Source organism: Litchfieldella rifensis (assembly GCF_042646605.1).
Lineage (GTDB): Bacteria > Pseudomonadota > Gammaproteobacteria > Pseudomonadales > Halomonadaceae > Litchfieldella > Litchfieldella rifensis.
The window spans coordinates 48,970-63,425 of sequence record NZ_JBHRUG010000026.1 but is presented as its reverse complement, the minus strand read 5'-3'; the positions used below and the strand labels follow the sequence as shown (position 1 = coordinate 63,425).

The window sequence follows — 14,456 nt, the reverse complement described above, 5'->3', positions numbered from 1 at the left end:
CGGACTGATCCACTGGGTAAATGGCAAGTGGACCCAGTTTACCGCGCCACCCCGGTCAAGGCGACCGGGGTGGCGTGTCGTGCGTCCTTTACTTCACCAGGCTAGCGGGATCGACACTGTCCAGGCCGAAGGCCTCGGCCACCGCGGGATAGGTCACCTGGCCGGCATGCACGTTGAGTCCGGGCAGGAAATGCGGATCGTCAGCCAGCGCCCGTTTCCAGCCCTTGTCGGCCAGCGCCATGACGAACGGCAAGGTGGCGTTGGTCAGTGCCTGGGTCGAGGTCCGCGCCACGGCGCCGGGCATGTTGGCCACGCAGTAGTGTACGACGCCATCGACCACATAGGTCGGCTCGGCATGGGTGGTCGCCCGGCTGGTCTCGAAACAGCCGCCCTGGTCGATGGCCACGTCGACCAGCACGCTACCGGGTTTCATGTCCTTGAGCTGGGCGCGAGTGATCAACTTGGGGGCCGCCGCACCGGGCACCAGTACCGCGCCGATGATCAGATCCGATTCACGGATCGCCTCCTCCATGGCGTCGGTCGTGGAGTAGGCTGTCTTCAAGCGTCCCTGATAGCGATGATCCAACACCTCCAGGCGCGATAACGACTTGTCGAGAATCGTGACTTCGGCTCCCAATCCCAGGGCCATGCGGGCTGCATTTTCACCGACCACACCACCGCCGATCACCGTGACCCGGGCCGGCGGCACCCCCGGCACCCCCGGCAGCAGCATGCCGGCACCACCCTGGGCCTTCTCCAGGCTGTGGGCACCGGCCTGCACCGCCATACGCCCCGCTACCGCGCTCATCGGCGCCAGCAATGGCAGGCCGCCCTGGGGGCTGGTGATGGTTTCGTAGGCGATGCAGGTCGCCCCGCTGTTCATCAGGCCCCGAGTAAGCTCCTCCTCGGCTGCCAGATGCAGGTAGGTGAACAGGATTTGCCCTTCGGCCAGACGCTCGACCTCTTCGGGCTGCGGCTCCTTGACCTTGAGGATCAGTTCGGCGTCCTCCCACAGTTTGGCAACATCGGCTTCGAGCAAGGCTCCCACCGCTTCGTAGTCGGCGTCGGGAAAGCCGGCACCCTCCCCGGCACCCGCCTGCAGTCTGACCTGATGACCTCGGTTCACCAGCTCGCGGGCGCCAGTAGGTGTCAGCGCCACGCGATACTCGTGGTTCTTGATTTCCTTGGGCACGGCAATCTTCATGACACCTCCGAATTAACGTGTGAGATCGCGACGCGATGAGACGTCTATGTCTCATTACAGCACAGCGGAGCAATCATGATAAAACCACACGAGAATTCGCAGCGATCTCGCAAATATTGCTCGAAAATCCGGATGATATCTTGCCAGGACACCGCGATTCGAGAAGATTTCCGGTTCACTATTCGGGCATCAGGGCGGCACCGTAGATCTCGACATACCCGGCGGGCATGCGCCGAGCACGACCGCTCAGGGACGTATCAGGCTCCATGGGAACGGTCGGTGCCGCATTTCCAGCAAGTCTCGAAGGCGCCCCCCAGTGACTCGCCACAGTGGGGGCAGACCCAGTCGGGTGCCGGGTCGCTGGCACCTTGCAGGCTCTCCCGCACCAGGGCGTCGGCGCGCGCGGCATTGTGCGCCGCCACCCAGACCTCGGGCTCGCACTCCCCCAGCGGCAGCTCACCGGCCCCGCCGCCGAGGGTCATGTTGCGCAGTTCGGCGGGAATCCCCGCCGCGATCAGGACATTCTGTATATGGCTGACCAGCAGGGCGTTGGAGTGCCGAAATACCCGTACATAGTCCGCCATGGCATCAATCCCTGAAGACTCGCACGCCCAATGCCTTGAGGTAGGCGGTTTCGGGAATCGCCGGATGTACCGGATGGTCGGGCCCCTGGTGTCCCTGGTAGATCACCTGGCCATGGCGATCCTGGTGACGCACCGCCCCCCGTATGCACTCCATCAGACGCTCCGGTGCCAGATGCATGGAACACGACGCCGAGACCAGCAGGCCGTCACGCCCCAGTAACCGCATGGCCTCGCGATTGAGTCGCGAATAGGCCCGCTCGCCGTTGGGAATGTCCTTGCGCTTCTTGATGAAGGCCGGTGGGTCGAGGATCACCACGTCGAACTGCTCGTTGTCGGCCTTGAGCGCCGCGAGCACCTCGAAGGCATCGCCCTCACCGATAGCCACCTGCTCGGTCAGGCCGTTCAGGGCGGCATTCTCGGCGACCCGCTCCAGGGCCTCGCCCGAGGCATCGATGCACAGCACCTCGCTGGCCCCATGCGCCGCCGCCTGCACGCCCCAGCCACCGATGTAGCTGAACACGTCCAGTACCCGCTTGCCGGCCACCAAGCCGTTCAACCAGGCGCGATTGGCACGATGGTCATAGAACCAGCCGGTCTTCTGGCCCTCGAGCACCGGCACCGCAAAGCGCACGCCATTCTCTTCCAGCAGCACTTGTTCGGGCAGTTCCCCCTTGACCAGCGATACCTGGCGTTCGAGCTGCTCCTGGCGGCGCCCCGACGAGTCGTTCTTGAATACGATGGCCCGTGGCGACAATACCTTGTCCAGCGCGGCGACGACTTCCTCGCCCAGACGCTCCATCCCCAGGGTGTTGAGCTGCACCACCAGGACGTCATCGAAGCGATCGACGATCAACCCCGGAAGCAGATCGCCTTCACCATGGATCAGGCGATAGAAAGGCTTGGTGAACAGCCGCTCGCGCAATCCGAGTGCCTGCTTCAGGCGATGCACCAGCAGCGAGCGATCGAGGCGGACATTGGGATCGCGGGACACCACGCGCGCGCAGATCAACGAGTGCGGGTTGACATAGGCCACCGCCATCGCCTTGCCATTGGCGGCCTCGATCACTGCCTGGGCGCCCGGCTCGAAGGTCTTGAGCGGCGTGGCCTGGGTGTCGATCTCGTTGGAATACAGCCATAGATGGCCGGCCTTCAAACGGCGATCGGCATTCTTCTTCAAGCGCAGGCGTTCGGTCACGGAGATCTCCGACATGCAGAAAACGGGAGTAGGTAAAAAGGCATTCTAACGCGCCACGGCCCCCGTCGGGCAAAACTCGACGGATGCCGGTGGCTCGCTCACGTCTGGCAGGAGCCGCAGAACACGCTGGCCCGCTGGCCCAGGGTCACCAGTTGGAGTTCGGCGCCACAGCGCCGGCAGGGCTGGCCAACGCGACCGTAGACATTGAGGCGCTGGGCGAAGTAGCCCGGCTCACCGGTGCCGCTGACGAAGTCGCGCAACGTCGTCCCACCCTGGGTGATGGCCGCCGCCAGCACCTCACGCACGGCTGCCGCCAGCAGCTCATAGCGCGCTTGCGAGATACGTCCGGCGGCACGACGCGGATCGATACCGGCCAGAAACAGCGCCTCGGCGGCGTAGATATTACCCACCCCGACCACCACGGCGCTGTCCATCAGAAAGGGTTTCACGGCAATGCGACGCTTGCGTGACAGCGCATAAAGCCGCCGAGCATCGAATTCCGGCGACAGGGGTTCCGGCCCCAGCCGGGCCAACCGCGGGTCGGTTTCGATGGCGCCCCGCAGCCAGTCGATGAAGCCGAAACGGCGGGGGTCGTGATAGCGCAGGATGGCACCGTCTTCCAGCACCAGGTCGACATGGTCGTGCTTTTTCGGCAACTCGCCGATGCGCGCAATGCGCAGGCTGCCCGACATGCCCAAGTGCCACAGCAGCGTCGACGCCTCGCCAAGCGGACCGGCGACGGGTACCAGCAGGTACTTGGCCCGTCGGCCGAGCGTGCCGACACGGGCGCCGATCAAGGCGTCCTCGATCCCCTCCGGGACCGGCATGCGAAGGCGCCGTTCGCGGACGATCACCTCGCGGATCTCACGCCCCTCGACGTGCGGGGCAATACCGCGGCGCGTGGTCTCGACTTCGGGCAACTCGGGCATGGCGATTCCTGCTGGCGAGGCTCAGATACACAAGAACCCGGCGCGAGCCGGGTTCCGGGGCAGACTCTCGCCTGCGGTGGAAGCGATCAAGGCTTACTTGATCTTGGCTTCCTTGTACATCACGTGCTTGCGGACCACCGGATCGAACTTCTTGAATTCGAGCTTGTCCGGGGTGTTCCGCTTGTTCTTGTCGGTGGTGTAGAAATGGCCGGTACCGGCGCTGGACACCATCTTGATCTTGTCACGCATGACTCATGCCCCCTTAGATGCTTTCACCGCGCTTGCGGATATCGCCGAGCACCGCTTCGATGCCCTTCTTGTCGATGATACGCATACCCTTGGAGGAGATACGCAGCTTGACGAAGCGCTTCTCGGACTCCACCCAGAAACGGTGGGTATGCAGGTTGGGCAAGAAACGACGGCGAGTCTTGCGCTGGGAGTGCGATACATTGTTACCAGTCACCGGGCGCTTGCCGGTAACCTGACATACTTTGGACATGGGAGCCTCCAACCGCTTGGCGAGTTGTTCAAAACCTGTCGGGCAAACCGGGTAGGGCGAACGGCTGGCCACCGTCTCACTGCCCCTTATTTAACCCAAGGGAATTCAAAGGGTGCACTTTATACCAGACCTGGTGGTCCACGGCAAGCCCAAGCGGCCCGGCACCCTACAACCAGCCGCGTTCGGCAAAGGATACTACCTCATCGTCACCGACAACGAAATGGTCCAGCACCCGAATCTCGAACAGGCCCAGCGACTCCTTGAGCCGATCGGTGATGCGGCGATCGGCGTCGCTGGGCTCGGCGACGCCGGAGGGGTGGTTGTGCGCGAAGATGATCGCCCCGGCCCCCAGCTCCAGGGCGCGCCGGGCGACCTCCCGGGGATACACCGACGCACTGTCCAGGGTGCCGCGAAACAACGACTCGAAGCGGATCACCCGATGCTGGCTGTCGAGGAACAGCGCAGCGAACTCCTCATGCCCGAGGTGGCGCAACTGCGACGCCAGATAAGCGCGTACCAGTGCCGGTGAGGTCAGGGCACCGCCACGCTCGAGCTGACTGGCCAGATGGCGCCGGGAAAGCTCCAGCACCGCCTGGAGCTGGACGTACTTGGCCTCGCCCAGGCCGTGCTCGGCACAGAACCGTGTGCGATCGGCCTCCAGCAACTGGCGCAGGCCGCCGAACCCCGTCAACAGGTCGCGGGCCAGATCCACTGCCGAGCGCCCCTTCACCCCCACCCGCAGGAAGATGGCCAGCAACTCGGCATCCGACAGTCCGGCCGCGCCCAGGGCGAGCAACTTTTCCCGGGGCCGCTCGCCTTCCGGCCAGTCACGAATCGACATCGACGCCTCCTTGCGTCTGCTGTTCACTCCACCAAACTACCAGTGTCGCCGCCGTTGTCCAGCTTGCCGTGGCTACGCAAAGCCCGGCGCTGATGATAAGGTAGGTGCCTGGATTCCGGTTCGGATCGTGTCATGTCAACACTGCTCGGCAAACGCATTCTGCTCGGCATCAGTGCCGGTATCGCTGCCTACAAGAGCGCCCAGCTGGCGCGGCTCCTGAAGAAGGCCGGCGCGGAGGTGCGCGTGGTCATGACCGAGGGGGCCCAGGCCTTTATCACCCCGCTGACCCTCCAGGCACTGAGCGGCGAAACGGTACGGACCTCGTTGCTCGATCCGGAGGCCGAGGCCGGCATGGGACATATCGAGCTGGCCCGCTGGGCCGAGCTGATCCTGGTCGCGCCGGGCACCGCCGACCTGATGGCACGTCTGGCCCACGGCCATGCCGACGACTTGCTGACCACCCTGTGCCTGGCAAGCGATGCCGAACGGGTGATGGCCCCGGCCATGAACCAGGCCATGTGGCGCCATCCCGCCACCCAGCGCAATGCCCGGCAACTCGAGGACGATGGCTGGCGGCTGCTGGGCCCCGATGCCGGCGACCAGGCATGCGGCGATATCGGCCCCGGCCGCATGCTCGAGCCCGAGACGATCCTGGAATCCCTGCTGGCCGTGACGTCGTCCCTCTTCGCTCCGTCTCGAGCGACAGCCGACGCCCGCGGCCTGACCATCGTCATCACCGCCGGCCCCACGCGCGAGGCCATCGACCCGGTGCGTTACCTGTCCAACCATAGCTCGGGCAAGATGGGCTATGCGCTGGCCGAGGCGGCCGTCCGTCGGGGCGCCACGGTCAAGCTGATCAGCGGCCCGGTGTCCCTGGACACGCCCCCGGGCGTCGAGCGCCTCGATGTGGAGTCGGCCCAGGAAATGTTCGAAGCGTCGCGCCGGCTCGCCGAGCAGAGCGATGTCTTCATCGGTTGCGCGGCCGTCGCCGACTATCGGGTCGAACACGTCGCCGAACACAAGCTCAAGAAGACCGCGGAGCGCGACGACCTGACCCTGAAGCTGGCCAAGAACCCCGATATCATCGCCGAGATCGCCGCCCTCGACCGCCGGATCCGCCCCTTCGTCGTCGGCTTTGCCGCCGAAACCCGCGACCTCGAGGCCTATGCCCGAGACAAGCTCCTGCGCAAGGGGCTGGACATGATCGTCGCCAACGACGTGTCGCAGGAAGGGCTGGGCTTCGGGGCCGACCACAATGCGGCCCTGTTGCTGTGGCGCGATGATGACCGCTCACCGGGACGTCGCGAATTGCCGGCACAAACCAAGCAGACGCTGGCCTCGGCGGTCTTCGAGGCGATTCTCGAGCGCCTGACCGCCAGCCACGAGACCCCATCCTCCTGACAGGAACCCCCATGGCTGACACGTTATCCCCCCCACACCCCGCCAGGCCTCACGCGGCCACCCTTGGACAGACCATACCCAAGCTGGCCGTCAAGATCCTCGACGACCGGGTTCGCGACTTCCCGCTGCCGCATTACGCCACCACCGGCAGTGCCGGCATGGACCTGCGCGCCCTGCTCGATGCCCCGCTCACCCTCGCTCCCGGCCAGTGCGAGCTGGTACGCACCGGACTGGCCATCCATATCGCCGATCCCGGTCTCGCCGGCATGATCCTGCCGCGCTCCGGCCTGGGGCACAAGCACGGCATCGTGCTCGGCAACCTGGTCGGCCTGATCGATTCCGACTACCAGGGCGAGCTGATGATTTCGGTCTGGAATCGCGGTCACCATGAGTTCACGCTCGAGCCGGGCGAACGCCTGGCACAGTATGTGCTTGTCCCCGTGGTACAGGCCGAACTCGACGTGGTCGAAGACTTCGACGCCAGCCGGCGCGGTGCAGGCGGCTTCGGCAGCTCCGGTCGCCGCTAGCGCCGACGCAGCGAGCCACACGGTCGCGGGCAAGGATCGCACAAGGACGAGACGCCCGGGCCTGGAACGCGGGACCCGCGCCGATACGCGGCGCGGCCTGCCGAGTCCGTCATTACCAATTAGGGATAGTCCAATGACCCAGACAGCCAACTCCGTACCTGCTTCCATCTTCCGTGCCTATGACATTCGCGGCACCGTCGACGACACCCTGACCGAGGAGACCGTCGAGCGGATCGGCCAGGCCATCGGCAGCGAGGCCGCCGCGCGTGGCGAGTCCACGGTGATCGTGGCCCGCGACGGACGCCTCTCCGGCCCGCGCCTGCAGGCCGCTCTGACTCGCGGCCTCACCGCTTCCGGGCGCGACGTCATCGACATCGGCATGGTGCCGACCCCGGTGCTCTACTTCGCCACCCATGTGCTCGAGGGGAGCGCCTCGGGCGTGGTGATCACCGGCAGTCACAATCCGCCCGACTACAACGGACTCAAGATCGTGCTCGGCGGCGAGACGCTGTCCGGGGATGCCATCACCGCGCTCTATCGCCGCATCGTGGAAGGCGATCTCAGCCACGGCCAGGGGCAGGTCCGCGAAGAGGACGTCCGCGCGGCCTACCTCGAGCGCATCCTGGGCGACGTCTCGCTCGCGCGCCCGCTCAAGGCGGTGGTGGACTGTGGCAACGGCGTCACCGGCGAACTGGGCCCCATGCTGGTCGAGAGACTGGGGGCCGACATGACCCCGTTGTTCGCCGAGATCGACGGCACCTTCCCCAATCATCATCCGGACCCGGGCAAGCCGGAAAACCTCGAGGACCTGATCCGCACCGTCCAGGAGAGCGGCGCCGATATCGGCCTGGCCTTCGACGGCGACGGCGACCGCCTGGGTGTGATCACTCCCCGGGGCGAGCTGATCTATCCCGACCGTCTGATGATGGCCTTCGCCGAGGACATGCTCTCACGCAACCCCGGGGCGCGCGTGATCTTCGACGTCAAGTGCACCGGCAACCTGGCCCAGGTGATCGAGGAGGCCGGCGGCACGCCGGAAATGTGGCGCACCGGCCACTCGCTGATCAAGGGTCGCATGAAGGAAACCGGCGCCCAGCTCGCCGGCGAGATGAGCGGTCACATCTTCTTCAAGGAGCGCTGGTATGGCTTCGACGACGGCCTCTATGGCGCCGCCCGCCTGCTGGAGATCCTCTCCCGCCAGGAGCGGGACGCCGATGCCTTCTTCGACCGCTATCCCCAGGACCTGGGCACCCCGGAGCTGAACATCACCGTCACCGACGAGACCAAGTTCGCGCTGGTCGAACGCCTGGCACGCGAGGGCGACTTCGGTACCGACGGCGTCAAGACCACGCTCGACGGGATCCGCGTCGACTACCCGGACGGCTGGGGACTGTGCCGCGCCTCCAACACCACACCGGTGCTGGTGCTGCGCTTCGAGGGCAAGGACGAAGCGGCACTCAGGCGCATCCAGGACAGCTTCGGTGCGGCACTGTCCCAGGTCGCCCCCGGTATCGAACTGCCGTTCTGATCTTCCATGGCTGGTGCGGCGCCCGCCCCCGCAAGCGGGCACCGCGCCTGAATCGAGAGACACCAATGACCGAACAGACACGCGACCCCCGCCTGGTGGTCGAAGTACTTTCCGAAGCCCTGCCCTATATCCAGCGCTTTTCCGGCAAGACGGTAGTGGTCAAGTACGGCGGTAACGCCATGACCGAGGATACCCTGATCGACTCCTTCGCCCGCGACATGGTGCTGCTCAAGGAGGTCGGCATCAACCCGGTGGTGGTGCATGGCGGCGGCCCGCAGATCGGCGACCTGCTGGCCAAGCTGAAGATCGAGTCGCGCTTCGTCAACGGCATGCGCGTGACCGATTCCGAAACCATGGACGTGGTGGAAATGGTCCTCGGCGGCCTGGTCAACAAGGGCATCGTCAACCTGATCAACCAGTGCGGCGGCAAGGCCATTGGCCTGACCGGCAAGGATGGCGCCCAGATCACCGCCCGCCAGCTCAAGGTCAGTCACAAGACCCCGGAGATGACCGCCCCGGAAATCATCGACATCGGCCATGTCGGCGAGGTCGAGCATATCTCCACCGACCTGATCGAGATGCTCGCCGAGCGGGATTTCATCCCGGTCATCGCCCCAATCGGGGTGGACGCCGAGGGGCACAGCTACAACATCAATGCCGACCTGGTGGCCGGCAAGATCGCCGAGGCCCTGAATGCCGAAAAGCTGATGCTGCTGACCAATGTCGCCGGCCTGATGAATGCCGAGGGCGAGGTATTGACCGGCCTGTCGACCCACGCCGTCGACGCCCTGATCGCCGATGGCACCATCCACGGCGGCATGCTGCCGAAGATCCGCTGCGCCCTGGAAGCCGTCAAGGGCGGCGTGAGGAGTGCCCATATCATCGACGGCCGCGTGCCTCATGCGTCGCTGCTGGAAATCTTCACCAATGCCGGGGTCGGCACCCAGATCACTCCCACCGGCCGCGGCGATGGGGTGTGAACCCGCGGCAGTGTTTGCCCCTCCACGGAGGCGACAGTAGGATGAGCGAACCAAGGGATCATTAGAAGAACATCATGACGCAGGAATCATCCAAACAAAGCCGCCGCGAGCAGATTCTTCAGGCCCTGGCCCTGATGCTCGAGGAAGACAGCGGCAAACGCATTACCATCGCCTCCCTGGCGCGACAGGTCGGGGTGTCGGAAGCGGCGCTGTATCGCCACTTCCCGAGCAAGGCGCGCATGTTCGAGGGGCTGATCGAGTTCATCGAGGAGAGCCTGTTCGAGCGCATCCGGCGCATTCTCGACGACACCCCCGACGCCCTCCCCCGCTGCCAGCAGATCCTCACCCTACTGCTGGGCTTCGCCGAGAAGAACCCCGGCCTCTCGCGGCTGCTCGGCGGCGACGCTCTGACAGGCGAGACCGCGCGCCTGCGCGCGCGCATGAACCAGCTCTTCGAGCGCCTGGAAACCCAGCTCAAGCAGATCCTGCGCGAGGCCGAGATCCGCGAGCGCCTGCGACCGTCACTACCGGCTTCCAGCGCCGCCAATCTGCTGCTGGCTCATGCCGAAGGACGCATCACCCAGTACGTGCGCAGCGACTTTCGGCGGCGCCCGACCGAGCACTGGGACGAGCAGTGGCAACTGCTGTCCCGGCAGTTGCTGGTGGAGGTGCCGCAGGTGGTACGCGCCTGACCCCGTAGCCGCCACCAAGAAAGCAAGAAACCCGGCCTGGGCCGGGTTTTCTGGTCTGGATCGATCGCCGTGGCGGGATGTTCACGCCACCAGGGCATCGCCGATCTGGTGCTTGATCTTCTTCATGGCGTTCTTCTCGAGCTGGCGAATGCGCTCGGCGGACACCCCATAGACATCGGCCAGCTCGTGCAGGGTCGCCTTGGGCTCATTCAGCCAGCGGCGCTGCAGGATGTCCCGCGAGCGCTCATCGAGCTCTTCCAGGGCCAACTGCAGGCGGCGAGTGGAGTCCTCCTCCCAGTCACTGTCCTCGAGCTGGGTGGCGGGATCGTAACGGTTATCGTCGAGGAAGTGCACCGGTGCCTGGTAGCCCTGCTCGTCGTCCTCGCCGGGCGAGGCATCGAAGCCGGCATCGTAGGCCGAGAGGCGCCCTTCCATCTCACGGACCACCTCGGGCTTGACATCGAGGTCCTTGGCGATCGCATCGACCTCGTCGTTGTTGAGCCAGGCCAGGCGCTTCTTGGCGCTGCGCAGGTTGAAGAACAGCTTGCGCTGGGCCTTGGTGGTGGCGATCTTGACGATCCGCCAGTTGCGCAGCACGAACTCGTGAATCTCGGCCTTGATCCAATGCACGGCAAAAGACACCAGACGCACCCCCTGATTGGGGTCGAAGCGCTTGACCGCCTTCATCAGCCCCACATTGCCCTCCTGGATCAGATCCGCCTGGGGCAGACCATAGCCGGAGTAGCTACGGGCAATATGCACCACGAAACGCAGGTGCGACATGACCAGGCGACGCGCTGCCTCCAGATCGTTCTGCTCGTGCAGACGAAAGGCCAATTCACGCTCTTCCTCGGCGGTCAATACGGGGATGCCGTTGACCGCCTGGATATAGCCATTTAAGTCGTGGCCCGGCGAAAGATGGCCGACAGGCTGAAGACTGGTGCTCATGTGCAAGGTGTCTCCATGATTGCCAATTAGTTGCCTAATGATATCTGCGCTGTGTGAGAACACAAGTCAGCGCGAAAGTTCCAAGCTCAGCGTCGAGGTGCTGCGGCACCCAAGTGTGAAGCCTAACGGGCCCGGATGTCAGCCAAGTGACGTCCCACGGCAATCCAGGCCCCCAGAAGACCCAACAGTGTACTCGAAAACAGTAGACCTGCCGACCCCAGGGCGTCCAATCGCGGCAAGGCGAAGTGAGCCCCGTAACTCTCGGCCAGGGCCGAAACCGGGGCGGACAGCCACCCACCGCCCAGGGTCAGCAGCCCCCAGGCCAACAGGCCGCCTCCCAGGCCATACCAGGCGCCACTGTAAAGAAAGGGACGGCGCACGAAGGCATGAGTGGCACCGATCAGGGTCACCACCTCGATCTCCTGGCGCCGGCTTTCCACCGCCAGCCTAACGGTGTTACCGACGATCAGCAGCACGCCGAGCCCGAACAACACCCCCAGGGCCAGGGTCAGTCGTTGCCCCAGTTCGGCCAGGCGCCGCAGACGTTCCAGCCAGGCCAGGTCGAGACGCACGTCGGCCACGCCGCTGACGGTCTCCAACTCCTCGGACAGCAGGCGCACCGCCTGCGGCGCGGTGTCACGCGGCGACACCACCACGCTGGCCGGCAAGGGATTGCCATCGAGCCGGCTCAGGGCATCGGTCAGTCCCAGCGCCTGCTGGAACTCGGCCATGCCCTCGGCAGCGGTGATCAGGCGCGTGGCCGCCACCTCATCATGGGCCTGCAGCGCCTGGTTCACCCGCATGGCCTGGGCCTCGCCGACATCGGATGCCAGGTAGACCGTCAGGGTGGCGCTCTCCTCCAGTTCGGCGTCCAGCAGCCGTGCGCTGTCGAGCGTCAGCCACAAGGCGGCCGGCAGCACCAGGGCAATGGCGATGGCCAGCATGGTCAGCAGGCTGCCCAACGGATAGCGGATCAGACGCCACGCGCTGTCCAGGCACATGGCACGATGATGGCGCGCCCAGGCCCGCGCGCGGCTTGCGACCCCGGTTCGCTGGCTACGCGCACCGCGACGCGGTACCTGCGGGCTTTCGCGGCGATTCATGACGCCCCCTCATCGGCCACCAGACGCCCCTCGCGCAGCCGCAATACCCGATGGCGCAAGCGGGCGATCAGCGCCAGGTCATGGCTGGCGATCATCACCGTGGTGCCGATGCGATTGAAATCCTCGAACAGCTGCATGATATCGGCGGAAAGCTGCGGATCGAGGTTACCGGTAGGCTCATCGGCCAACAGCAGCGCCGGCTTGTTGACCACCGCCCGCGCGATACCGATGCGCTGCTGCTCACCGCCGGACAGCTCGATGGGCAGTGCCTTCTCGCGGTACAGCAAGCCGACCTTGTCGAGTGCCGCCCGCACCCGACGGGCGGCCTCGCGGGGCTCGACGCCCTGGATCTCCAGGGGCAAGGCCACATTGGCATAGACCGAGCGATCGAACAGCAACTGGTGATCCTGAAAGACCACACCGATCTGGCGCCGATAGAAAGGCACCTGGCTGGCGTGCAGACGACCGATATCGTGGCCGGCCACCAGCACCCGGCCACGGGAGGGCCGCTCCAGGCGCATGATCAGGCGCAGCAACGAACTCTTGCCCGCCCCGGAATGGCCGGTCAGGAAGACCATCTCGCCACGCTGGATGCGGAAGTCGATGTTGGCCAGGGCCTCGAAGCGCCCACCATAGCGCTTGCCGACGTGCTCGAAAGCGATCATGAATCAGTGCGACCGCCTATCTCACTACTGTCGTCCCGCGAGAAGAGCGCTTCGACGAACTCTTTCGCCGCGAAGGGACGCAGGTCATCCAGTGATTCACCGACGCCGATATAACGGATCGGCGTTCCGAGCTGCTTGGCCAGGGCGAAGATGATGCCTCCCTTGGCGGTGCCGTCGAGCTTGGTCAGGGTGATACCGCTGACCGGTACCGCCTCGTTGAAGGTACTGGCCTGGGACAGGGCGTTCTGCCCGGTCCCAGCATCGAGCACCAGCATCACCTCGTGAGGAGCCTGCTCGTCGAGCTTGGCCATCACCCGGCGCACCTTCTTGAGCTCTTCCATCAGATGGCTCTTGTTGTGCAATCGCCCGGCGGTGTCGGCGATCAGTACGTCGACCTTGCGCGCCTTGGCCGCAGCGAGGGCGTCGTAGATCACCGAAGCGCTGTCGGCACCGGTATGCTGGGCGATCACCGGCACACGATTGCGCTCGCCCCACACCTTGAGCTGTTCCACCGCGGCGGCGCGGAAGGTATCGCCCGCGGCCAGCATCACGCTGCGCCCTTCACGCTGGAAGTGCTGGGTCAGCTTGCCGATGGTGGTGGTCTTGCCCACCCCATTGACACCGACCATCAGGATCACGAAGGGCCCTTCGCCCTTCGGCGGCAGGCGCAAGGGGGTCGCGACCGGGTCGAGCAATGCCGTCAGCTCGCCCTGCAGCGCGGCATACAATGCCTGCGGGTCGTTCAACTCCTTGCGCGAAACCCGCGCAGCCAAGTTGTCGATGATCTCGCTGGTGGCCTCGATCCCCACATCCGCCATCAGCAACTGGGTCTCGAGATCCTCCATCAATTCGTCGTCGATCTGTTTCTTGCCCAGGAACAGATCGGCGATGCCCTCGGAGAGATTGGCACGGGTCTTGTCGAGCCCGGCCTTGATACGCGCGAACCAGCCTTTTCTCTCGGCCTTGGGCATCGCGGCCGGCGCCGCGGCCACATCGGGACCTGACTCGGGCGTATCTTTCACCGCGTCGGCGGAGGCCACGTCCTGCGGCGTGTCCCCGAGTGCCGTGGCGCCCTGGTGGCCGGCAGCCTCCTCATCGTCCTGCACCTGACGAGCGACCTCGACGTCGGGCGCCTCCGACGCTGACTCGGCAGCCCGGGCCGACTGCGAATCCTGTGTGTCGACCGCTGCCCGGGACTCTTCGTGCCCCGAGTCACCGACCTCATCGGCGCCGCGATCTTCCTCCTCCGACAGTGGTGCTGTCCGTTGCTCTCGCGACTCCTGAGCGTCGTCCTGCTTCTTCTTGCGCTTGAAACGTCCGAACATGGGCGTGATCTGACCTCGAGACCTGAACGATCGGC

16 protein-coding genes are annotated in these 14,456 nt (G+C 65.3%); 5 read left to right on the top strand and 11 right to left on the bottom strand.

The genetic code is table 11. The features are described from left to right. Positions 1-88: 88 nt before the first annotated feature. The 7 genes from ald to radC form a co-directional block, all read right to left on the bottom strand. Positions 89-1,204 (bottom strand): alanine dehydrogenase, encoded by a 1,116-nt coding sequence (gene ald / locus ACFOEV_RS12030; protein WP_386774216.1) that lies wholly within the window; start codon positions 1,202-1,204, stop codon positions 89-91. A gap of 257 nt (positions 1,205-1,461) precedes the next feature. Continuing rightward, positions 1,462-1,788 (bottom strand): putative signal transducing protein, encoded by a 327-nt coding sequence (locus ACFOEV_RS12025; RefSeq protein ID WP_386774214.1) that lies wholly within the window; start codon positions 1,786-1,788, stop codon positions 1,462-1,464. Positions 1,789-1,792: 4 nt separating this feature from the next. Beyond that, positions 1,793-2,983, bottom strand: coding sequence for a class I SAM-dependent rRNA methyltransferase (locus tag ACFOEV_RS12020; RefSeq protein WP_449280239.1), 1,191 nt, complete (start codon positions 2,981-2,983; stop codon positions 1,793-1,795). 98 nt (positions 2,984-3,081) lie between these two features. Continuing rightward, positions 3,082-3,912 carry a bifunctional DNA-formamidopyrimidine glycosylase/DNA-(apurinic or apyrimidinic site) lyase gene (gene mutM / locus ACFOEV_RS12015; RefSeq protein ID WP_386774210.1) on the bottom strand — a complete coding sequence of 277 codons (831 nt, stop codon included), beginning with the start codon at positions 3,910-3,912 and terminating at the stop codon, positions 3,082-3,084. A gap of 93 nt (positions 3,913-4,005) precedes the next feature. Then, positions 4,006-4,161: a 50S ribosomal protein L33 gene (gene rpmG / locus ACFOEV_RS12010; protein ID WP_189469998.1), complete on the bottom strand. Its 156-nt coding sequence runs from the start codon at positions 4,159-4,161 to the stop codon at positions 4,006-4,008. Positions 4,162-4,174: 13 nt separating this feature from the next. Further along, positions 4,175-4,411, bottom strand: coding sequence for a 50S ribosomal protein L28 (gene rpmB / locus ACFOEV_RS12005; protein ID WP_386774208.1), 237 nt, complete (start codon positions 4,409-4,411; stop codon positions 4,175-4,177). 166 nt (positions 4,412-4,577) lie between these two features. Continuing rightward, complete coding sequence (radC, locus tag ACFOEV_RS12000) at positions 4,578-5,252, bottom strand: RadC family protein (RefSeq protein WP_386774206.1); 675 nt, start codon at positions 5,250-5,252, stop codon at positions 4,578-4,580. 132 nt (positions 5,253-5,384) lie between these two features. On the opposite strand from radC, the gene coaBC reads away from it, so the two are divergent. From coaBC to slmA, 5 genes are all read left to right on the top strand, one after another. Then, entirely contained in the window at positions 5,385-6,653 is a 1,269-nt protein-coding gene (gene coaBC / locus ACFOEV_RS11995) for a bifunctional phosphopantothenoylcysteine decarboxylase/phosphopantothenate--cysteine ligase CoaBC (protein ID WP_386774204.1), read from the top strand. An 11-nt stretch (positions 6,654-6,664) separates the two neighbouring features. Beyond that, entirely contained in the window at positions 6,665-7,180 is a 516-nt protein-coding gene (gene dut, locus ACFOEV_RS11990) for a dUTP diphosphatase (protein ID WP_386774202.1), read from the top strand. A 133-nt stretch (positions 7,181-7,313) separates the two neighbouring features. Then, complete coding sequence (locus tag ACFOEV_RS11985; RefSeq protein ID WP_386774200.1) at positions 7,314-8,708, top strand: phosphomannomutase/phosphoglucomutase; 1,395 nt, start codon at positions 7,314-7,316, stop codon at positions 8,706-8,708. Positions 8,709-8,773: 65 nt separating this feature from the next. Then, positions 8,774-9,688, top strand: coding sequence for an acetylglutamate kinase (gene argB / locus ACFOEV_RS11980; protein ID WP_386774198.1), 915 nt, complete (start codon positions 8,774-8,776; stop codon positions 9,686-9,688). Between the two features lie 74 nt (positions 9,689-9,762). After that, positions 9,763-10,380: a nucleoid occlusion factor SlmA gene (gene slmA / locus ACFOEV_RS11975; protein WP_386774196.1), complete on the top strand. Its 618-nt coding sequence runs from the start codon at positions 9,763-9,765 to the stop codon at positions 10,378-10,380. Positions 10,381-10,461: 81 nt separating this feature from the next. On the opposite strand, the gene rpoH is transcribed toward slmA, so the two are convergent. The 4 genes from rpoH to ftsY all read right to left on the bottom strand — a co-directional run bounded on the left by rpoH (position 10,462) and on the right by ftsY (position 14,421). Further along, positions 10,462-11,328 (bottom strand): RNA polymerase sigma factor RpoH, encoded by an 867-nt coding sequence (gene rpoH, locus ACFOEV_RS11970; protein WP_386774194.1) that lies wholly within the window; start codon positions 11,326-11,328, stop codon positions 10,462-10,464. A 122-nt stretch (positions 11,329-11,450) separates the two neighbouring features. Then, positions 11,451-12,431 carry a permease-like cell division protein FtsX gene (gene ftsX / locus ACFOEV_RS11965; protein ID WP_386774192.1) on the bottom strand — a complete coding sequence of 327 codons (981 nt, stop codon included), beginning with the start codon at positions 12,429-12,431 and terminating at the stop codon, positions 11,451-11,453. Next, positions 12,428-13,096 (bottom strand): cell division ATP-binding protein FtsE, encoded by a 669-nt coding sequence (gene ftsE, locus ACFOEV_RS11960; protein ID WP_386774190.1) that lies wholly within the window; start codon positions 13,094-13,096, stop codon positions 12,428-12,430. The genes ftsX and ftsE overlap by 4 nt, the downstream gene beginning before the upstream one ends. Further along, the gene (ftsY, locus tag ACFOEV_RS11955) at positions 13,093-14,421 is read right to left on the bottom strand and encodes a signal recognition particle-docking protein FtsY (RefSeq protein WP_386774188.1); all 1,329 of its coding nucleotides are present in this window, start codon (positions 14,419-14,421) and stop codon (positions 13,093-13,095) included. The genes ftsE and ftsY overlap by 4 nt, the downstream gene beginning before the upstream one ends. Positions 14,422-14,456 lie beyond the last annotated feature (35 nt).